Origin of the sequence: Rhizobium sp. OAE497, from assembly GCF_040546565.1 — a bacterium.
Lineage (GTDB): Bacteria > Pseudomonadota > Alphaproteobacteria > Rhizobiales > Rhizobiaceae > Rhizobium.
Window position 1 is genome coordinate 691558 of record NZ_JBEPOA010000001.1, and the last position, 19790, is coordinate 711347.

The 19790-nt window shown below is 62.9% G+C and carries 19 protein-coding genes and 1 pseudogene; 11 read left to right on the top strand and 9 right to left on the bottom strand.

The genetic code is table 11. The features are described from left to right. The first annotated feature begins 55 nt into the window (after window positions 1-55). The 4 genes from ABIE40_RS03480 (at window position 56) to ABIE40_RS03495 (ending at window position 3122) form a co-directional block, all read left to right on the top strand. Window positions 56-811 (top strand): SDR family oxidoreductase, encoded by a 756-nt coding sequence (locus ABIE40_RS03480; protein ID WP_199626228.1) that lies wholly within the window; start codon window positions 56-58, stop codon window positions 809-811. 108 nt (window positions 812-919) lie between these two features. Beyond that, window positions 920-1339: an MAPEG family protein gene (locus tag ABIE40_RS03485; protein ID WP_112713114.1), complete on the top strand. Its 420-nt coding sequence runs from the start codon at window positions 920-922 to the stop codon at window positions 1337-1339. 81 nt (window positions 1340-1420) lie between these two features. Next, window positions 1421-2296 (top strand): dienelactone hydrolase family protein, encoded by an 876-nt coding sequence (locus ABIE40_RS03490; RefSeq protein WP_199626229.1) that lies wholly within the window; start codon window positions 1421-1423, stop codon window positions 2294-2296. 196 nt (window positions 2297-2492) lie between these two features. Further along, window positions 2493-3122, top strand: coding sequence for a TetR/AcrR family transcriptional regulator (locus ABIE40_RS03495; protein ID WP_130279002.1), 630 nt, complete (start codon window positions 2493-2495; stop codon window positions 3120-3122). A 3-nt stretch (window positions 3123-3125) separates the two neighbouring features. Here ABIE40_RS03495 and ABIE40_RS03500 read toward each other — a convergent pair whose 3' ends face one another. After that, window positions 3126-4082, bottom strand: coding sequence for a LysR substrate-binding domain-containing protein (locus tag ABIE40_RS03500; RefSeq protein WP_112713108.1), 957 nt, complete (start codon window positions 4080-4082; stop codon window positions 3126-3128). Between the two features lie 203 nt (window positions 4083-4285). Here ABIE40_RS03500 and ABIE40_RS03505 point away from each other — a divergent pair, with 203 nt between their 5' ends. Beyond that, window positions 4286-4582 carry a DUF1127 domain-containing protein gene (locus tag ABIE40_RS03505; RefSeq protein ID WP_112713106.1) on the top strand — a complete coding sequence of 99 codons (297 nt, stop codon included), beginning with the start codon at window positions 4286-4288 and terminating at the stop codon, window positions 4580-4582. Between the two features lie 86 nt (window positions 4583-4668). Here ABIE40_RS03505 and ABIE40_RS03510 read toward each other — a convergent pair whose 3' ends face one another. The 5 genes from ABIE40_RS03510 to ABIE40_RS03530 all read right to left on the bottom strand — a co-directional run bounded on the left by ABIE40_RS03510 (window position 4669) and on the right by ABIE40_RS03530 (window position 9956). Then, window positions 4669-5532: a DUF937 domain-containing protein gene (locus ABIE40_RS03510; protein ID WP_199626230.1), complete on the bottom strand. Its 864-nt coding sequence runs from the start codon at window positions 5530-5532 to the stop codon at window positions 4669-4671. A gap of 71 nt (window positions 5533-5603) precedes the next feature. Further along, complete coding sequence (locus ABIE40_RS03515) at window positions 5604-6977, bottom strand: glutamate--cysteine ligase (protein ID WP_199626231.1); 1374 nt, start codon at window positions 6975-6977, stop codon at window positions 5604-5606. 151 nt (window positions 6978-7128) lie between these two features. Further along, window positions 7129-7866 (bottom strand): 16S rRNA (uracil(1498)-N(3))-methyltransferase, encoded by a 738-nt coding sequence (locus ABIE40_RS03520; protein ID WP_199626232.1) that lies wholly within the window; start codon window positions 7864-7866, stop codon window positions 7129-7131. A 14-nt stretch (window positions 7867-7880) separates the two neighbouring features. Then, window positions 7881-9380, bottom strand: a complete 1500-nt coding sequence (locus ABIE40_RS03525; RefSeq protein WP_199626233.1) for an inorganic phosphate transporter — start codon at window positions 9378-9380, stop codon at window positions 7881-7883. A gap of 63 nt (window positions 9381-9443) precedes the next feature. After that, entirely contained in the window at window positions 9444-9956 is a 513-nt protein-coding gene (locus tag ABIE40_RS03530) for an NUDIX hydrolase (RefSeq protein WP_112713094.1), read from the bottom strand. A gap of 260 nt (window positions 9957-10216) precedes the next feature. On the opposite strand from ABIE40_RS03530, the gene ABIE40_RS03535 reads away from it, so the two are divergent. Both ABIE40_RS03535 and ABIE40_RS03540 read left to right on the top strand, forming a co-directional pair. Next, window positions 10217-11098, top strand: a complete 882-nt coding sequence (locus tag ABIE40_RS03535) for a LysR substrate-binding domain-containing protein (RefSeq protein WP_199626234.1) — start codon at window positions 10217-10219, stop codon at window positions 11096-11098. Window positions 11099-11133: 35 nt separating this feature from the next. Further along, window positions 11134-12345 carry an adenosylhomocysteinase gene (locus ABIE40_RS03540; protein WP_354540960.1) on the top strand — a complete coding sequence of 404 codons (1212 nt, stop codon included), beginning with the start codon at window positions 11134-11136 and terminating at the stop codon, window positions 12343-12345. A 7-nt stretch (window positions 12346-12352) separates the two neighbouring features. On the opposite strand, the gene ABIE40_RS03545 is transcribed toward ABIE40_RS03540, so the two are convergent. Both ABIE40_RS03545 and ABIE40_RS03550 read right to left on the bottom strand, forming a co-directional pair. Then, entirely contained in the window at window positions 12353-13264 is a 912-nt protein-coding gene (locus ABIE40_RS03545) for an agmatinase (RefSeq protein WP_199626236.1), read from the bottom strand. 42 nt (window positions 13265-13306) lie between these two features. Then, the gene (locus ABIE40_RS03550) at window positions 13307-14203 is read right to left on the bottom strand and encodes a LysR family transcriptional regulator (protein WP_199626237.1); all 897 of its coding nucleotides are present in this window, start codon (window positions 14201-14203) and stop codon (window positions 13307-13309) included. Between the two features lie 133 nt (window positions 14204-14336). Between ABIE40_RS03550 and ABIE40_RS03555 the strand changes: the two genes are divergently transcribed. The 4 genes and pseudogenes from ABIE40_RS03555 (at window position 14337) to ABIE40_RS03570 (ending at window position 18851) form a co-directional block, all read left to right on the top strand. Further along, a complete protein-coding gene (locus tag ABIE40_RS03555; protein ID WP_199626238.1) occupies window positions 14337-15776 on the top strand; it encodes an FAD-linked oxidase C-terminal domain-containing protein in 1440 nt (479 codons plus the stop codon). Then, window positions 15773-16976 (top strand): annotated as a pseudogene (locus tag ABIE40_RS03560) (FAD-binding protein). Before ABIE40_RS03555 ends, ABIE40_RS03560 begins: the two are co-directional and overlap by 4 nt. A gap of 94 nt (window positions 16977-17070) precedes the next feature. Beyond that, the gene (gene glcF, locus ABIE40_RS03565) at window positions 17071-18381 is read left to right on the top strand and encodes a glycolate oxidase subunit GlcF (RefSeq protein WP_199626240.1); all 1311 of its coding nucleotides are present in this window, start codon (window positions 17071-17073) and stop codon (window positions 18379-18381) included. 38 nt (window positions 18382-18419) lie between these two features. Then, window positions 18420-18851: a hypothetical protein gene (locus ABIE40_RS03570; RefSeq protein ID WP_112713077.1), complete on the top strand. Its 432-nt coding sequence runs from the start codon at window positions 18420-18422 to the stop codon at window positions 18849-18851. An 8-nt stretch (window positions 18852-18859) separates the two neighbouring features. On the opposite strand, the gene ABIE40_RS03575 is transcribed toward ABIE40_RS03570, so the two are convergent. After that, window positions 18860-19519, bottom strand: a complete 660-nt coding sequence (locus tag ABIE40_RS03575) for an outer membrane protein (RefSeq protein ID WP_199626241.1) — start codon at window positions 19517-19519, stop codon at window positions 18860-18862. Window positions 19520-19790: the final 271 nt, after the last annotated feature.

Genomic DNA, 19790 nt, shown 5'->3' on the forward strand with positions numbered 1-19790 from the left:
CGAAACGATCTTGCCGTCCATATCTTCTGTTCAGTCGCACAAAGGAGACGACACAATGACACAGAGACTGAATGGAAAGATCGCCGTCATCACCGGCGCCACTTCGGGCATTGGCCTTGCCACCGCCAAGCGCTTCGCTGCCGAAGGCGCCCGCCTGTTCATCACCGGTCGCCGCGCCGATGTTCTGGAGAAGGCCGTTGCCGAGATCGGCGGCGATGTCAAAGGCATCCAGGCTGACTCCTCGAAGCTTTCCGACCTCGACCGCCTCTATGCCGAGGTGAAGGAAAAGGCCGGCCGCATCGACGTGCTCTTCGTCAATGCCGGTGGCGGTTCCTTCGCGCCGATCGGTGAGATCACCGAGGAGCAGTATGACGATACGTTCGGCCGCAACGTGAAGGGCGTGCTGTTTACCGTGCAGAAGGCGCTGCCGCTGCTCGCCAAGGGATCCTCGGTCATCCTCACCGGCTCCACTGCAGGCTCGACGGGGACGGCAGCCTTCAGCGTCTATGCCGCCTCGAAGGCCGCGATCCGCAACTTCTCGCGCAACTGGATCCTCGATCTAAAGGGCCGCGGCATCCGCATCAACACCCTGAGCCCGGGCCCGACCGAAACCACCGGCCTCGTCGAGCTTGCCGGTCCCGGCAAGGCCGAACAGCAGGGCCTGCTCGATTACCTGAGCTCGCAGGTCCCGATGGGCCGCGTCGGCCATGCGGATGAAATCGCCGCCGCAGCACTCTTCCTTGCCTCAGACGATTCCAGCTTCGTGACCGGCGCAGAACTCTTCGCCGACGGCGGCATCGCCCAGGTCTGACGTCGTTTGCCCGCTGCGGCTTTTCGCGGCGGGCGTTCGTCTGGCAACGCCGGATGTTTTCCTTTACTGCTTTGAAAAATTTGGAAGAAGCGGAAAGGAAATGCCCACATGACCGGTTTCGAGATGTTCTGGCCCATCGTCGCCCATGTCGCGCTGGTCTTCATCCTCTACGGTCTGCTCGGCTATCGCCGCCGCCAGATGGTGAAGCAGGGCAAGGTCAGGATATCCGAATACCGCGAAAACCGGGTCGAGCCGCAGGAAAGCCTGTTCGTCAAGAACTGCATCGCCAACCAGTTCGAGCTGCCGATCCTCTTCTATGTCTGCTGCATCCTTCTCTATATCACCGAAGCCGACAACATCCCGGCGGATGTCGCGGCCTGGGTCTTCGTCGCGCTGCGCTATGCCCATGCCTATGTCCACGTCACCAGCAACCGCCTGCGCATCCGCAGCCCGCTGTTCGCCGCCGGCTTCGTCGTGCTGATCGGCATGTGGGGATGGCTGGTCGGCTGGATGGCCTTCAGCGGGTAACGCACATGTGTTCTCCGCGCGTTGTGCGGTGACCTATCTTCCTCAGCGGGCAGAACCCCGGGTAGGGAAGAGGAGAACCACATGGACAAGCCGGAAATCACCCAGGCGATGATCAACGCCTATGACGAATACACGCATCTGACGCTGGATCGGCGCGGCTTCATGGACAAGCTGTCGAAGCTCGCAGGCTCGGCGGGGGCCGCAGCCGTGATCGCTCCGATGCTGGCCGCCAACAAGGCGGCCGCCGAAGTTATCTCCGCCGATGACGCCAGGCTGAAGGCCGCCGATGTCACCTATCCCGGCGGCGCCGGGGAAATGAAGGGCTATCTCGTTCAGCCCAAGGATGCATCCGGCAAGCTCGGCAGCGTCATCGTCATTCACGAGAACCGTGGCCTCAATCCGCATATCCGCGATGTCGCCCGCCGCATGGCGCTCGAAGGCTTTATCGCGCTCGCCCCGGATTTCCTCTCGCCGCTCGGCGGTACGCCGGAGAATGAGGATCAGGCCCGCGAGATGTTCGGCAAGCTGGATGCAGCCGCCACCGCGGCCAATGCCGAAGCCAGTCTCAAATACCTGCAGGGCCTGCCCGACGCCAACGGCAATGTCGGCGCCATCGGCTTCTGCTGGGGCGGCGGCACCGTCAACAACTTCGCTACCAAGTCACCGGAGCTCAAGGCCGGTGTCGCCTATTACGGCGCCCAGCCGAAAGCCGATCAGGTGCCCGCCATCAAGGCGGCACTGATGCTGCACTATGCCGGCCTCGACGATCGCATCAATGCCGGCATCGACGACTACAAGAAGGCGCTTGAGGCGAACGGCAAGAATTTCCAGATCTTCGTCTATGACGGCGTCAATCACGCGTTCAACAACGATACGTCCTCGGCGCGCTATGACAAGAAGGCCGCCGACCTGGCCTGGAGTCGTACGGTCGAATTCCTGAAGAAGAACCTCGCCTGATCTTGCGATCGACTGGAAATCCACAGGGATAAACATGGAAAATCGGGGCCGCGTGCCCCGATTTTTGTGGAGTTTGACAGTTCGTTAAAATGCGATGCTTTCCATTTACGGCGCATGAAGGGCTGCATGCCATATCGCTCGCATGCGCCGGTTTGAAACAGACACCGCCGCTCATTCATAAAAATACGGGGGTGAAATGAGCGTAGACAGTGTGGATCGCATCGGCCTTCGCCGAAAGCCCAAGCAGGAACGCAGCATTCAGCGTTTCGATCTCATCCTGTCAGCCGCTGCCGAGATCATCGCCGAAAAGGGCGTCAGCGCCATGCGCATGACCGAGCTTGCGGTCGCCGCCAAGGTGCCGATCGGCTCGGTCTACCAGTATTTCCCGGAAAAGGCGGCGATCGTCAAAGCGCTCTTCGACCGTCATGCGAGCGAGGTGCAGGCCAAGACCGCCAAGATGTTTGCCGGCGTCCAGTCGCTCGAGGAGTCTCTGACCCTGATCGAGGGAATGATCGACTGGTATTACAATGCCTATCGCAACAACCCGACCTATCTCGGCGTCTGGATGGGCACGGAAACCGACCAGGATCTGTTGCGCCTCAATATCGAACACAGCAACCGCGTCGCCGATATCTTTCTCGATGCCGTCAGGCGCGTCGCGCCGGAGCTGGAAGCGGTCGACATGCAGGCGCGCACCTATCTCTTCAGCCACCTGATCGGCGCCTCGATCCGCCTCGCGGTCAAGAGCGAGGAAGCGCTCGCCGAGCGCATGCTGGAAGAATGGAAGCGCGTCATCCGCGCTTGCCTGTTCGTAGAGGTAAGCTGAGGCTTACCAGCTCGGCACCATGTTGGCGGCCTTCAGGCGCGGGAAATTCCGCGCGTAAGCGCTCTTCACATCGGCCTCCAGATTGTCGTCGACGACGGCAGGCGTGATGTTGTCGAGGCAAGCGGTGATATGCGCCGTGATCGCATTCATCAGCGAGATCGAAACGCCGGGACGCTTCATGATGCCGATCTGCACCGGGGGCAGGGCGGGGAAGCCGTCTGCCTGGCTCAGCACCTTCATACCCGTGCGCAACGCCGATTCCGGCATGACGGAGACGGCCATGCCGGCCAGCACTGCGGCCGCAACCACGGTGCAGGACCAGCTGGTGAACAGGATCTGATGCTCGCGGCCGACGGCATCGAGCGCCGAGCAGGCAAGCTGGCGCCACTGGCAATCACGGCGGCCGACAGCAAGCGGAACCGGCGCATCGTCGCGGATCGGATGGTTGGCAGAGCCCACCCAGCAGAGCGGCTCGGTTCTGACCACATCCGACATGCGCTCGCGCGGGTTATGCGTCACCAGCGCGATATCGAGCTCGCCCTTGTGCATCCGCTCGGCGAGATCCACCGAGGGTTCGCAGACGATGTAGAGCTCGACATTCGGATGCGTCTTGGCGAAGCGGCCGATGATCTCCGGCATGTAGCGGTCGGCATAGTCGTCGGGCGTGCCGATGCGCAGCGTGCCCTCGAGACGGTTGTCGTCGAAGGCCGCGATCGCCTCGTTGTTCAGCCGGATGATGCGGCGCGCGTAGTTCAGGAGCTTCTCGCCTTCGACCGTCAGGCGGTTGCCGCGGCCGTCCTTGATGAAAAGCTGCTTGCCGATCCGCTCTTCAAGACGCCGCATCTGCATCGAGACGGCAGATTGCGTCTTGTAGACGCGATCGGCGGCCTTGGTGAAGCTGCCGGAGTCGACGATGGCGATGAAAGTCTGCAACTGGTCAATATCAAGAGGCGCGGACATGGGCTCACCTATAACGATCTCTGATAATAACCATTAGAAACATTCGTTGGACTGATCAATAGGGCTTTGGCATCTTCTGGCTGCAAATCAAGCAAAGTGAAGGACAGAGACCGCTCTGTCCGACTTGAGTTTCGATCCACACACCGTCCCGCTCGACCTCGCGGGACGGGCGGATCGTTGCGCCCGAAAGAAAGGAGAGTTCGATGCGCATGATTGACCAGACTTTAGAACTCGACTGTGCCAAGCAGCCGGCAACGTCCACACGTCTCGTGGGCATCATGGCTCCGCTGGCCGCTCTCTTTCGCGCCTACCGCAATCGCAGAGCGATCAACGGCCTCCATGAACTGGACGATTATCAGTTGAGGGATATCGGCCTCACCCGCGCCGATATCGCTGCCGCCCTTCTGACGTCGTCGTTCTTCGAGGATCCGTCGGCCCACCTGACGACCTCGGCCCGCCGCCGCTGGCGCCTGTCGATCTTCCGCTCCTACATAGACTAGGAGCGGACCGTTTCCCCGCAGGGTGATAGCCAATAGCCCTGCCTCTTAACCCGGTGACCGGCTTTCCCAGCCGTCTCCGGGTTTTTTTATGGCTTGGAGGAGGGTGGTGCGCTCTTCGGGCGATAGGCGTCGAAGATGGTTTCCAGGCTCTTCTGATAACTCTTCTGCACTTCGAGGCCGCTGTCGAACATGGTGTTGAGCATGTCCATGTAGCTTTCGGACGGCTCCTTGGCCTCTTCCTTCGGCGGCTCCGGGGCCTTGGCGGCCTGCTGCGGCTGGCTCATGCCGGCCATCATTTCCTGGAAGGCCTTGGCGAAGGGATTGTCGAGGAACGGGTTGGCCGCCGTCTTTTCCGGCTCGGGCTTCGGCACGCTGAACATCAGCTGCATGGCCTGCGTGAAGGGATTGTCGAAGATGCTGGGCTCGGGCGCGGCCTTCTGCTTCGGCGCAAAGCCGGTGCTTTCGAGCCAGGCCTGGATGGTTTCGCCCATCGCCGTGTTGACGAAGGGATTGACCGGCGACGACATCTGCCCGGTCGACTGCTTGAACAGCCCGCCCATCAGCGTGCCGGCCATGACAGGCAGCATCTGCTTGTAGATTTCCTGGCCGATGCCGGTCATCTGGGCGGCCTGCGCGGCAACGGCGCGGGAGACTTCCTTGGAGCCGAAGAGCTGGGACAGGATATTGTTGCCGTCATTGATGCCCTGCGGCGTGAAGGCCTTGCTCATATCCTCGAAATACTTGCCGTAATTGCCGGATGCCACCGATTGCATCAGCCCCATGAAGTCATAGGGATTGGCGGTGCTGCGCTTCAGCCCGGCGGAGAAGGCGGGCATCAGCGCCGCCATCGCCTTGGTCGCCTGTTCCTGCGCGAGGTTGAACTGCTTGGCGATGGCATCCATCGCCGCGCCATTCTGCGCCTGCATCATCATGTCGAAGAGTGGCAGCATGGGCAGTCCTTCCGCTCTCTAGTGCGTTTGAATCGCTACTATAAACGGAAATGGGAATGCGCAAACGGCTTTTAGTACTGATATTCTTCGAAGACAGGTTCGACGGAACCGTTCCAGCGTCCGTTGAAGCGGGCGAGCAGGTCTTCTGCAAGCGTCGCCTTCTTGGCCATGACTTCGTCGAGCGGCGACAGGAAGATCGTCTCGTCCTGGCCTTCCTTGTTCAGCCGGTTGCGCGACGTGAGACCCGCCTTGGAAATGGCGAGCACGTCCTTTGCCGTGTCGAACAGCTGATGACCGCGGAACGAAGCCTTCAGGCCCTCGGCCGGCACGGCATTGCGCAGCGCGATGACCTCGTCGAAGCTCCAGTCCTTGGTGAATTGGTCGGCAGCCTCGAGCGCGGCTTCATCATAGAGCAGGCCGACCCAGAAGGCGGGCAGGGCGCAGATGCGGCGCCACGGGCCGCCATCGGCGCCGCGCATTTCGAGGAAGCGCTTCAGGCGAACGTCCGGGAAGAGTGTCGAGAGATGGTTGGTCCAGTCGCCCATCGTTGGTTCCCAGTCCTTGATCTCGCTCTTCAGCGCGCCGTTCGTGAACTGGCGGAAGGTGACGTGGGTACAGTCCTTGTAGCGGCCGTCGCGCACGATGAAGTACATCGGCACGTCGAGCGCCCATTCGGCATAGTCCTTGAAGCCGAAATCGTCGCGGAAGGTGAAGTCGAGCGGGCCGGAGCGGCGGTTGTCGGTATCGGTCCAGATGTCGCCGCGCCAGGAGAGCAGGCCGTTCGGCTTGCCTTCGGTAAAGGGCGAGGAGGCAAACAGCGCGGTCGCCAGCGACTGCAGCTTCATCGAGACGCGCATCTTCTTGCGCATGTCGGCTTCCGAGGAGAAGTCGAGGTTCACCTGGATCGTGCAGGTGCGGTACATCATGTCCAGACCCTTGGAGCCGACCTTCGGCATGTAGCGGGTCATGATGTCGTAGCGGGATTTCGGCATGCGCGGCGTTTCCGCCAGCGTCCATTTCGGGCTGCCGCCGATGCCGAGGAAGCGGATGCCCATCGGCTCGGCGATCTCGCGCAGAACGGCGAGGTGCTGGTTGGATTCCTTGCAGGTCTCGTGGATCGTCTCGAGCGGCGCGCCAGACAATTCGAACTGGCCGCCCGGCTCGATGGAGATCGCGCCCATGCCATGCTGCTCGCCAAGGCCGATGATATTCTCACCGTCCATGATCGGCTCCCAGCCGGAACGCTCCTGCAGCCCCTTCAGGAGCGCGGAAATGCTGGCATCGCCGGCATAGGGAACGGGGCTGTTGTCAGCGCGGAAGAAGGCGAACTTCTCATGCTCGGTGCCGATGCGGAATTTCTCGGCCGGCTTGTTCCCCGCAGCGAGATAATCGGTCAGCTCCTGAACCGAAGAGAGCGGGGTCTGGTCGGTGGTGTCGCGAGCCATGCAAATCTAACCTGTATTCTGGGGGAACGCCTTGTGGGGCGCGGCAATTGGAAGGGTGATTAGGACCGCTCTCAGGTATGTTGCAAGTGAAATTCTTTCAACGCCGGTTCAAAAAAATAGCATGCTGTTTCTTGAGTGGATATGGCGAAGGTTAATTCCAGTCGCCGATCGCCGCCTGGATCACGGCCATCGCCGCGACTGCAGCCGTATCCGCACGCAGGATTCTCGGGCCGAGCGGGATGGCGGTGACGAAATCGAGGCTGCGCAGCCGCGCGCGCTCTTCTTCCGAAAATCCGCCTTCCGGGCCGACCAGAAGCGCGAGCTTTTTCTCGCCAATCGCCGAAAGCAGCGGCAGCGGGTTCTGCCCGGCATCGCCTTCGTCGCAATAGATGATCCGGCGATCGCTGGACCAGCCGTCCAGGAGATCGAAAAGCTTCACCGGTTCGGCAACATCAGGAATGCCGAGAATGCCGCACTGCTCGGCCGCCTCGATGACGTTCGCCTTCAGTTTGTCGAGATTGGTGATCTTGCCCTGCACATGCTGGGTCATGACCGGCTGCAGAAGACCGGCACCCATCTCCACCGCCTTCTGCACCAGATAATCCAGCCGTCCGACTTTCAGCGGCGCGAAGAGATAGTGAAGGTCCGAGGGGGCAGGCTGCGGCCGCGTCTGTTCGACCGGTGTCAGCAGAATGCGCTTGCGGGTCGGAAAGCCGAGCGTGGCTTTCCATTCGCCATCCCGGCCGTTGAAAACCAGGATCTCCGCGCCGTCGCTCATACGCAGCACGTTGGCCAGGTAATTATACTGGTCGGAATCGGTTTCCACGGCTGCATTGGCTGAAAGCGGTGCATCGATGAACAGCCGCTGCATGCGGAAATTGGCGCGCATTCGATCTTTCCCGGTCAAACGAAGAGGGCGAACATAACCCAATAGAGAAGCGCCGCAAGCGCGCCCGATGCCGGCACGGTGATCACCCAGGCGGCAATGATCGTCATGAAATGCGAGCGGCGCACCAGATAGCGGCGGCGGGTTTCATGCACGTTCGGATCAACAGGTTCGTCGATCGCCCAGCTCTCGGCCTTGTGGCGCATATAGGCGATGCGGCGCTTCGAGTTGCGGGTGTACCATTCGCGGAAGAAGCCGACGCCGAAGACGGAGCCGACGGCGATATGCGTCGTGCTGACCGGCAGCCCGAACCAGGAGGCGACGATGACGGTGAAGGCCGTCGACAGCGCCACGCAATAGGCGCGCATCGGATTGAGCTTGGTGATCTGCTCGCCGACGAGGCGGATCAGGCGCGGCCCGAACAACAGCAGACCGATCGAAATACCAAAGGCGCCGATCAGCATCACCCAGAGCGGCGGCGCGACATCGCCATGCACGGGCAGAACCGTCGTCGAGCGGACGATCGCCGACAGCGGCCCGACGGCATTCGAGACATCGTTGGCGCCGTGGGCGAAGGAGAGCAGGGCGGCCGAGCCGATCAGCGGATATTTGAAGAGGATGCGCAGCGAGCTGTTGCGGTTTTCGAGCCCCTCCGCCTGGCGCCGGACGATCGGGCGGGCGACCAGCCAGGAGACCACCGTCGCCGCCAGGCCGTAAGCGAGGACCGTCACTGCCGGGAAGCGATCGGGTGTCGTCAGCTGCAGGATCATGTAGGCGGTAAAGCCACCAGTCATGATCGCGATCAGCACCGGGACCCAGCGCCTGGCGGCGGCAATCTTGTCGTCACGGTAGATGACGAATGTCTTGACGAGAAACAGCAGCCCGGCGGCGATTATCCCGCCGATCAGCGGCGACGTCACCCAGCTCGACGAGATCTCCACCATCACCCGCCAGTTCACCGGTTCCGGCCCGACAGCCGCAATGCCCGCGCCGATCACGGCGCCGACGATCGCGTGCGTGGTGGAAACAGGCGCATTCAGCCATGTCGCGAGATTGATCCAGAGAGCGGCAGCCATCAGCGCCGCCATCATGATCCAGGCCAGCAGTCCCTCGGGAACGCTCACGGCATCGACGATGCTCGACGAGATGGTCTTCACCACTTCGCCGCCGGCGATCGTCGCGCCCAGCACTTCGAAGATCGCGGCGATCACCAGCGCCTGCGCCATCGTCATCGCACGCGCGCCGACGGCAGCGCCGACATTGTTGGTCACGTCGTTCGCGCCGATATTCATGGCCATATAGGCCGCAAGTGCGGCAGCGGCGATGACGAGCACGGCGCCCGGCCGGTCGAAGACGTAGACGCCTGCAAACAGCATCGCGAGACCGAGGAACACCAGGCCGATGCCGGGTGCGATCAGTTTTCGCGCGACGAACTTCGAGGCATCCTCGACATGGCTATATTTGTCGAGGTCCTTGTCGAGCGTTCGTTTTGTAAGGACGGGTGTCTTCTCGGCCATTCTCTTTCCTGGAAAGAATCCCGCTTTAACGCTGTCATTCCTAACAGCGCAAGATGGCAGGAATCATTCAGCCGGAATCTGCTTGGCGCGGCTTGCCTGAAGATGTTCGTTGATACGGCGCTTGAACTGCAGGAAGAGATCGCGAAGCTCCGGCTCGCGAACCCGCTTGCAGGCCTCGTCGCAGGAAACCCACTCGATCGTGCGTTCGCCCTTTTCCTTGAAGTTCTTGGCGAGATCGGTGACCTCGAGAGCGTAGACCTGCACCTTGCAGGTCACCTTCAGCCCGTCTTTCAGGACCTTCGGATAGCTGTAGGCGCCGAGCGTCTCGTGCTCGACGGCGCCGCGTACGCCCGCTTCCTCGTAGGCCTCGCGGGCGGCGACCTCATAGGAACACTTGCCGTTCATCGGCCAGCCCTTGGGGATTACCCAGCGGCCGGTATCGCGGCTCGTCATCAGGAGAACCTCGACCTCGTTGCCCTTTTTCTTCACCCGGTAGCAGAGCGCTGCATACTGCTGTCGCGGCGGGCGCCGGAACATCAGCTGCACATCAGAGGCTAAACGGGCGAGAAGCGTCAACGGTCGGGTCACCTTTTGAGTCGTTCCAAGGAATCACTAATATTAGCATGTGCTGGAAAGCTTGCGCGATCCATGCGCCATTTAACGGTGCATAACGCGGCTTTGGTTTTTAATACGGAAATATCACACCGCAGCGGGTCGCAATTCCGTCAAATCCTGTTCCGTTTCCGTCTTTGCACAGGTGTTCAATATGGGGCCTTCTTGCCTTTCATTCAATGCCCATATCAATCTGGGGGCATCGTTTCCTGTTGATGACCGCCATGCGCCTTCCGCCACTCAATGCAATCAGAGCTTTCGAAGCCGTCTGCCGCCAGGGTAGTGTTCTGCGGGCTGCCCAGGAGCTCGGCGTCGTGCGCGGCGCTGTGCGCCTGCAGATCGCGGCACTGGAGAATTATTTCGGCGAGAAGCTCTTCACCCGTGAGGGCCGCCGCCTCGTGCCGACTGACCGGGCCAAGGCCTTTGCGGAAGCGGCGACGGCCGCTTTCTCCTTGCTGCAGCATGCCGCCGGCGACCTTCAGAAAGACGACAGCCGCAAGCTGCGCCTCGGCGTCCCCTCGGCCTTCGGCATCTGGTGGCTGATGCCGCGCATCGGCAGCCTGCAGCGGGCGCTTGGCGATAGCGAGATCGATATCGTGCCGATGGCGGTCGCCGAGCCGCTTTTGCAGCATCCCGAACTCGATGCGGTCATCATGGGTGGCGAATACCGCCCCTCGGCCGGTGTCGCCGCCATCCGCTTCATGGAAGACGAGTTCGGCCCGGTGGCATCTCCTCAGCTCGCCACGACGTTCGGCAGCGATCCGGCCGGAATGTCCTCGGCGGCCATGCTTGTCAGCCGCAGCGTGCCGAAGCTCTGGGACGAGTGGTTCGCCGAAAGCGGCACGCCCCCCGTCAGCTTCGGCCGCCGTCAGGAGTTCGAGGATCTCTTGCTGGCGCTCGGCGCTGCCCGTTCCGGCCTCGGCGTCGCACTCGCGCCCCGCGCCTCGATCGAGGACGATCTGGCACGCAACATCCTCTCGGCCCCCTTTGGCTTCATCCGCCGCCCGGCAGGCTACAGCCTCTGCTGCCGCACCACCGATCTCCGAAAGCCGCATTTCACCGCGCTGCGCGACTGGCTGGTCAAGGCAGGCGAAGGGACCGAATAGGGCAGATTTTCTGCGGTATTGGCAGTGGAATATCCATGCCGCGCGGTCTTCATGGGCGTTATGACGGCTTATCGCGACAGGAGACCATCATGGAAAATACCGCCACCCGCATCGACTGGATCGGAAACAGCTGCCGCCTGCTCAAGGCAACCGCCGCCGAATTCGAGCGCACCCGTCCCTTTCAAGGACTGACGATCGGCACCGGTATCCACCTGGAGCCGAAGACGGTGGCGCTCCTGACGACGCTGCGTGCCGGCGGCGCAAAGCTCGTCTGCACCGGAAATCTGAACAGCACCCAGCCATCGACGGTCGACTATCTGCGCTCTCAGGGCATCACCGTCTTCGCAACGCAGACCACCGATCCCGCCGAGCATCACCGCAGCCTCGAAGCCGTGGTCGATGCCAAGCCCGACCTGCTGCTCGACAATGGCGGCGACCTCTTCGCCATCGCGGCCGAACGTCCCTATGCCAGTCTCCTCGGCGGCACCGAGGAGACGACGTCGGGCCGCACCCGTCTGCTGCCGATGCGCGACAGACTGAACATGCCGATCCTTGTCATCAACGACAGCCCGATCAAGCAATTCGCCGAAAACAAGCATGCTGTCGGCCAGAGCCTTTTCGAAAGCTACATGCGTTTCACCAACCGCTCCACCAACGGCAAGCGCGTCACCGTCTTCGGCTATGGCGCCTGCGGCAAGGGCACGGCAGCGAGCTTCCGCAACGCCTTCTCGACCGTCAGCGTCGTCGATATCGATCCGGTCACAGCGCTCGAAGCCCATCTCGACGGCTTCGTGACGCCGCTGCGCGCAGACGCGATCCGCGCCGCAGACGTCATCGTCACGGTCACCGGCTTCCCCGGCATCGTCACGATCGCCGATCTGCCGCTGATCAAGGACGGCGCAATCCTCATGAACGGCGGCCACTTCCCGCTGGAGATCGACGTTGCGGGCTTCCGTGCGCATTCCGATGTCGTCTCGATCGATCGCTATGCCGCCGATGTCATGGAAACGCTGCATCTGAAGGATGGCCGCTCGATCCATATCCTCGGCGGCGGCCACATGGCGAACCTCGCCGGCCCGCGCCCGCTCGGCAATTCCGTCGAATCCATGGATCTCGGCTTCACCCTGCAGGCCCGTTGCCTGGAGCGCGTTGCCAAGCGCAGCGTCGGCGCCGAATCCTGCATCGTGCCGGTGCCCGCGGATATCGACGCCATGGTCGCAAGCACCTATCTCGACCTGGCGCGGTAGGGGCGGCTCAGCCCTGCCGGACGATCGTCCCGATCGCGTTGACGAGAAGGCGAGCAGCCGTCAGGGCCGAGATACCGTCGATATCGGCGGGTGGATAGAGCTCGACGAGATCGAAGCCAGCGATCCGGCCACGGCGGCCGGCGCCTGCAATCAAGTCGATCACCTGTGTGTAGCTGAGGCCGCCCGGCGTGCGGGCCGCGACACCCGGCATGATGCTGGGATCCAGCCCGTCGCAATCGAGCGTGATCACCACCTGCGCGCCCTGCGGAATATGCCGTAGTGCCGCCTCGACGCCCTGGGCATGAACCTCACGCGCCGTAACGAGATGGCTGCCATAGGACCGCGCCGCGTCGATCTCCGAGATACGGGCGCTGCCGACGCCGCGCATGCCGACCTGCACCATCCCGGCGATGTGGCTCATCTCGCTCGCCCGGCGCATCGGGTTGGAATAGCCGTAACGCTCTCCATGCAGTTCATCGCGCCAATCGATATGCGCGTCGATCTGCAGGATCCAGACCGGCCCGCGATCGGCGAAACCGGCGAAAAACGGAATCGGCACGGAATCGTCGCCGCCGAGCAGGATCGGCAGGGCCCCGCCCGCCAGGATGTCGCGCGTCTTCGCCTCGATCATTGCCCGGTTCGCGGCATTGTCATGCATCGCCGTCGGCAGATCGCCGCTATCGATGCAGCACACCGGCCCTCCATTGAAGAGCGGCCCGCCGAGATCGAAATCCCAATGCTCGATAAGCCCTGCATCTTCCTGGCTTGCGGCACGAATGGCGTTTGCCGCACCGGCATAGCCGCTGCTGTCCTTCCCAGGATAGGTGGTGCCGTGACCGGCGCCGAAGATCACCATGCGCGGCGCACAGCCGTCATCGAGGCGATCGGGAAGGCCGAGGAAGGAAGACGAAGCAGTCATGTCGAGGCTCCAGAGAATGGTCTGCAAGGTCACGCGGAAGGGCTACAGCTCCCAATAGGGAACCGGCCCATAAAGCTCCGCCAGATAATCGATGAACAGCCGCACCTTGGCGGGCAGGAACTGGCGGCTCGGATAGACGGCCGAAAGCGCGACGCTGCGCGACCCCTCATAGGCGGGCAGCACCTGCACAAGCTTGCCGCTCTTCAACTCCTCGCCGATATCCCAGGTCGAGCGCAGCGCGATGCCGAGCCCTGATATCACCGTCTCGCGGATCACCTCGCTGGAATTGGTGATCAGCATGCCCTCCGGCCGCAGCGTCATCGCGCCGTCGGGGCCTTCTAGCCGCCAGACGTCATTGTTGTGCGCAGGCAGGCAGCGATGGTTCCGGAGGTCCTCGATGCCAGTGGGCATGCCATGGCTGTCGAGATAGGAAGGGGAGGCGCAGAGCAGACGCCGCACCGGCGCCAGCCGCCGGGCGACAAGGCTGGAATCGGTCAGTTCGGCAATGCGGATCGCCAGATCGAAGCCGGCGCCGACGATGTCGCTGAACTCGTCGGTCAGCACGAGATTGATCGCCAGCTCCGGATGCGCCTCCATGAAGCGCTTGAGATGCGGAGCGATATGCATTCGCCCGAAAGAGGTCGGGGCCGAGATCTTCAGCGTGCCATGCATCTGCGCCGAACGGCCGGAAATGTAATACTCGGCCTCCTCCAGCCCGGCGAGAATGCCGAGCACCCGGTCGTAGAAACCCTGTCCTGCCTCGGTCAGCGAAATCTGCCGCGTCGTGCGCTGCAGCAGGCGCGTGCCGAGCCGGTCTTCCAGCCGCTTGATACGCTTGGAAACGACCGCCGGAGAAAAGCCGAGCGCCCGTCCGGCCAGCGACATGCTGCCGGTCGAAACGACCTTGGCAAAAATCTCGAGATCACCCAGATTGGTCATTGTGCGGCACTATTTCCCCTTTTGACATAAGTGCTTAGCATTTGCGCCGGTTTCGGGAAAGTGCTAAGCCGGGCTAAACCGGCTGCCATGGAGGACAGGCTGGTCCCGCTGCCATATCGGGAGGAAGCGCGCCATGTCCGACGCCATTTCGTTTCTTGCTCCGCGCGCCGACGTGCTCGCCCGCCGCAGCCAGATCGTCGGTGATCTCATCGATCTCCTGCCGCCGGAATGCCTGGTGCATGAGGCCCGCGAACTGGTGCCATTCGAGACCGATGCCTTCGTCTCCTACCGCCGCCTGCCGCTCGCCGTTGCCCTGCCGCGCTCCACCGCCGAGGTCGCCGCCGTCATGAAATACTGCCATCGCTACGGCATCCCCGTCGTGCCGCGCGGCGCCGGTACATCGCTCTCGGGCGGCGCCATTCCGCAGGAAGATGCCGTCGTGATCGGCCTCTCGAAGATGAACAGCATCCTCGAAATCGACCTCGCCAATCGCGTCGCCGTTGTCCAGGCGGGTGTCACCAATCTCAATATCTCGGAATCCGTCTCTGCAGACGGTTTCTTCTATGCGCCTGATCCGAGCTCGCAGCTCGCCTGCACCATCGGCGGCAATATCGGCATGAATTCCGGCGGCGCCCACTGTTTGAAATACGGCGTGACGACCAACAACCTGCTCGGCGTCAAGATGGTGCTGACCGACGGCACGGTGATCGAGCTCGGCGGCAAGGCGCTGGATGCCGGCGGCTATGACCTGCTGGGTCTCGTCTGCGGCCACGAGGGCCAACTCGGCATCGTCACCGAAGCGACCGTCCGCCTGATCGCCAAGCCGGAGGGCGCCCGCCCCGTCCTTTTCGGCTTCGATACGTCGGAAGATGCCGGTTCCTGCGTTGCCGATGTCATCGCCTCCGGCATCATCCCCGTCGCCATCGAGTTCATGGACAAGCCGGCGATCGAGATTTGCGAAGCCTTCGCCCATGCCGGTTATCCGCTGGATGTCGGCGCGCTCCTCATCGTCGAGGTCGAGGGTTCTGAAGCCGAAATGGACGACATGCTGAAAAGCATCGTCGAGATCGCCCGCAAGCATCGGGTCAAGACCGTGCGCGAATGCCAGTCGGCAACGGAAGCCGCGCTCATCTGGAAAGGCCGCAAGTCGGCCTTCGGCGCCACCGGCCGCATCGCCGATTACATCTGCATGGACGGCACGGTGCCGCTGAGCCAGCTCTCCTATGTCCTGAAGAAGACCTCGGAGATCGTCGACCACTACGGCCTGCGCGTCGCCAACGTCTTTCACGCCGGTGATGGCAACATGCATCCGCTCATCCTCTTCAATGCCAACGACCCCGAAGATGCCGCGCGCGCCGAGGCGGCAGGCAACGATATTCTCAGGCTCTGCGTCGATGCCGGTGGCTGCCTCACCGGCGAGCACGGCGTCGGCATTGAGAAGCGAGACCTGATGCGCCATCAATATTCCGAGACCGATCTGGCGCAGCAGATGTCGGTCCGCGCCGCCTTCGATCCCGGCTGGATCCTCAACCCGTCGAAAGTCTTCCCGCTCGATGGACGGCCGGCCGCATGAGCGCATTCTTTCCCGAAAGCGAAGATGAAGCCGCAGCGCTGATCCGCGACCACGCCGCATCAGGCAGGCCGCTCGCCATATCCGGCGGCGGCACCCGCGCCGGTTTCGGCAACAGGGTCGAGGCCGAAGACACGCTCCGCTCCACCCGCCTCTCCGGTATCGTCCGCCTATAATCCCGGCGAGATGGTCATGACCGCGCGCGCCGGAACACCCGTTGCCGAAATCGAAGCAGCTCTTGCCGCCAATGGCCAGATGATGGCCTTCGAGCCGATGGATCACCGCGGCGTCATGGGCACCTCGGGCGAACCGACGATCGGCGGCGTCTTTGCCGCCAATGTCTCCGGTCCCCGCCGTTTCATCTCCGGTGCGGCGCGCGACAGCCTGCTCGGCATCCGCTTCGTCAACGGCCGCGGCGAGATCGTCAGGAATGGCGGCCGGGTCATGAAGAATGTCACCGGCCTCGATCTGGTGAAGCTGCTGGCCGGCTCGCACGGCACGCTCGGTTTCCTCACCGAAGTCACCTTCCGCGTCCCCCCGCGCCCGAAGGCGGAGGAGACGATCGTCATCTCCGGCCTCAACGATGCCGAGGCGGCCAACGCCATGGCCGCGGCGATGGCGTTGCCGGTCGAGGTCTCCGGCGCAGCGCACCTGCCGATGACGGTCACCTGGCGTTTCGCGGGCGGCAAGCTGCCGGAAGGCGAGGCGACGGTCCTCCGTCTCGAAGGACTGCCGGGCTCCGTCGAGGCGCGCGCCGAAAAACTTGCCAAGGCCATGTCCGCCTTCGGCCCAGTCGCCCGGATCGGTGAGGAGATGAGCCGCACCCTCTGGCGCGAAATCCGCGATGTCTATCCCTATGCCGATGGCACGATGCGCCCCGTCTGGCGCGTCTCGGTCGCGCCCTCCGCCGGGCACCAGCTGGTTGCCGCACTCCGCCTCGAAGCCGGGGTCGATGCCTATTACGACTGGCAGGGCGGTCTCATCTGGATGCGCATGGAAGCCGATCCCGAAGCCGGCCTGCTGCGCCGCTTCATCAAGGCGCTTGGGGGCGGCCATGCAACGCTGATCCGTGCCGCGGAGGCGATGCGGGCCGACGTCGCCGCCTTCCAGCCGCAGCCGGAAGCGGTTGCGATGTTGTCGGCGCGAGTGAAGGAAAAGTTCGATCCGGCCGGGATATTCAATCCGGGGAAGATGGGGTGGTGATGATGGTTCGCTTTGAATATGTGGCGCACCCCCCTCTGTCCGGTAGGGCAGAGGGGGGTAACCCCACCCACCAGGCCTCGACGGGACACCACTGATGCAAACCAATTTCACCGCCGAGCAGCTTGCCGATCCTCATGTCGCCGAATCCGAGAAGATCCTGCGCAAATGCGTGCATTGCGGCTTCTGCACCGCGACCTGTCCGACCTACGTGACGCTCGGAAACGAGCTCGATAGCCCGCGCGGGCGCATCTATCTGATCAAGGACATGCTGGAAAACGATCGCCCGGCCGATGCCGAGGTGGTCACCCATATCGACCGCTGTCTCTCCTGCCTTGCCTGCGTCACCACCTGTCCCTCCGGCGTCGATTACATGCATCTGGTCGATAACGCCCGCGCCCATATCGAGAAGACCTACAAGCGCCCGTTCATGAACCGGCTGACGCGCGCCATCCTCGCCGCCGTGCTTCCCTATCCCAGCCGCTTCCGTATCGCGCTGCAGCTCGCCCGCCTCGGCCGCCCGTTCCGCGGCCTGATGAGTGCCCCGGCGCTCAAACCCTTCGCCGCGATGCTGGCGCTCGCGCCGCGCTCGGTTCCGGCCCCCTCCGTCTACTCCCGCCCCGGCAACCATCCGGCAGAGGGCAAGAAGCAGGCCCGCGTCGCGATCCTCACCGGTTGCGCCCAGCCCGTGCTCGACCCCGGCATCAACGAAGCGACGATCCGGCTGCTCACCCGCCTCGGCGTCGAGGTCGTGGCACCATCAGGCGAGGTCTGCTGCGGTTCGCTGGTGCATCACATGGGCCGCGAGGAACAGGCGCTCGCCAGCGCCCGGGCCAATGTCGATGTCTGGATACGCGAGATAGAAAAGGGCGGGCTCGATGCGATCATCATCACCGCCTCCGGCTGTGGCACGACGATCAAGGATTACGGTCACATGCTCCGCCTCGATCCTGCCTATGCCGAGAAGGCGGCAATCGTCTCCGGCCTGGCGAAGGACGTCACCGAATATCTGGCGACCCTCGATCTCCCCTCGCATATGCCGAAGGGCATCACCGTCGCCTATCATTCCGCCTGCTCGATGCAGCACGGCCAGAAGATCACCATGGCGCCGAAGCAGCTTCTGAAGGCGGCGGGTTTCACGGTGCGTGATCCGGCCGAAGGCCACCTCTGCTGCGGCTCCGCCGGCACTTACAACATCATGCAGCCGGATATTTCGGCAGCGCTGAAGGCCCGCAAGGTCAAGAACATCGAAGCGACAAAGGCGGATGTGATCGCCACCGGCAATATCGGCTGCATCACCCAGATCGCCTCAGGCACGGCAATTCCAATTGTCCATACCGTAGAATTGCTCGATTGGGCTTACGGTGGCTCTGTACCTCAAAAATTAATAGATTTGCATATAGCCTGAATTCGGCCGGTTGTCGGCGGGTCACAGGATTGAGCGCTATGCGGCGTACACTTGTTTTGCTTTCTGTCTTTTTCGGTGCCGCAGGCACTGCGCATGCCGATAGCCGTTACTTCTGTTCCGCCGATGATGCCGCCGCCCGCTTCACCGTGGAGATCGGCTTCAAGGATGACGGCGGCCATGTGCTGAACCATTTCCGCGGCGGCCTGATGATCAAGGATGCCTCGGTTCCCGACCAGTTCAAGAAGCGCGTCTTCGATTCCAGCCGCCTGACCAACCGCTGGTCGAGCGGCGGCGAACTGCGCATGGAAATCTACGACGACAACGGCGACGACACCTCGGGCCAGGCGCTCAACATGGTGGTCATGGCCGAAGCCAAGGGCAAGGCCTTCAGCGGCACCTACGGCATGACCGTGACGGGCGGTGCCAAGCCCTTCACCGCCAGCGGCAAGGTCAGCTGCGGCTCGAAGTGAGCCGCTTCCTACCAGTGAAATGAAACGCCGAGATTGACGGCATTGGTGAAGATATCGGTCTTCAGCCGGTCGCCGCTGTCGATTGGCACATCCACCTTCGAATAGGTGCCTTTGTATTCCACAAAGGTCGACCAACGCTCGGTGACGCGGAAATCGACACCGGCCTGCGCCTGCAGCGTCACGCCGCCGAATTCGTAGCCGAAGGTCTTGCCGGATGGCCTGGTCACCTCGACATGCGGAATGTTGACGCCGACGCCGGCGCCAAGATAGGGCGTCCAGCGCCCGCCATCCTGCGGAAAGCGGTAGAGCGCATTGGCGGTCACGAGGTTCAGCCCGTCGGTGAACTCGAAATGCGACCAGCCCGAAGTCGCCAGCGTCTTGCTGTCGGCATAGACCTTGTCATGGGTATAGTCGATCGACAGGCCGAGATTGGGATGCCCGAGATCCTGCAGCCACCATGTCACGCGCGCGCCGTAATAAGGCGGCGAAGCAAAGGATTTTCCTTCCCACCCCGCGGTAAAATGCGTCCCGTCGGAGACATCGACCCCGCTATGCGGCGCCGTCTGGTAACCGCCATAGACGGAAAACTGCAGGTCTTCGGCAAGGGCAGGCGAGGCGAGACAGGCAAGGGCGGCGAGCCCCAAGGCCGGCAGGAAGGCGCGATGCATGAGGGATCCCCGGATGACAATGCCGCCCATCTATCCCGCGTTGTGTAACAGGCTTATTGCAGTTGTGGTGGGGTGTGAGATTTCTGGGGCGTCTGCGCAAGCGGCCCCCTCATCCGCCCTTCAGGCACCTTCTCCCCGCTGGGGAGAAGGGAACTCCGGCAACCTCTTGCGCAAACATCCCCTCTCCCCTCGGGGGTCCGCAGGACGGGTCGAGACCGTCGGCTCGGCCCCGGTAGGCAGGGTGAGGGGGCTCCACGCCGCAGCACCAACG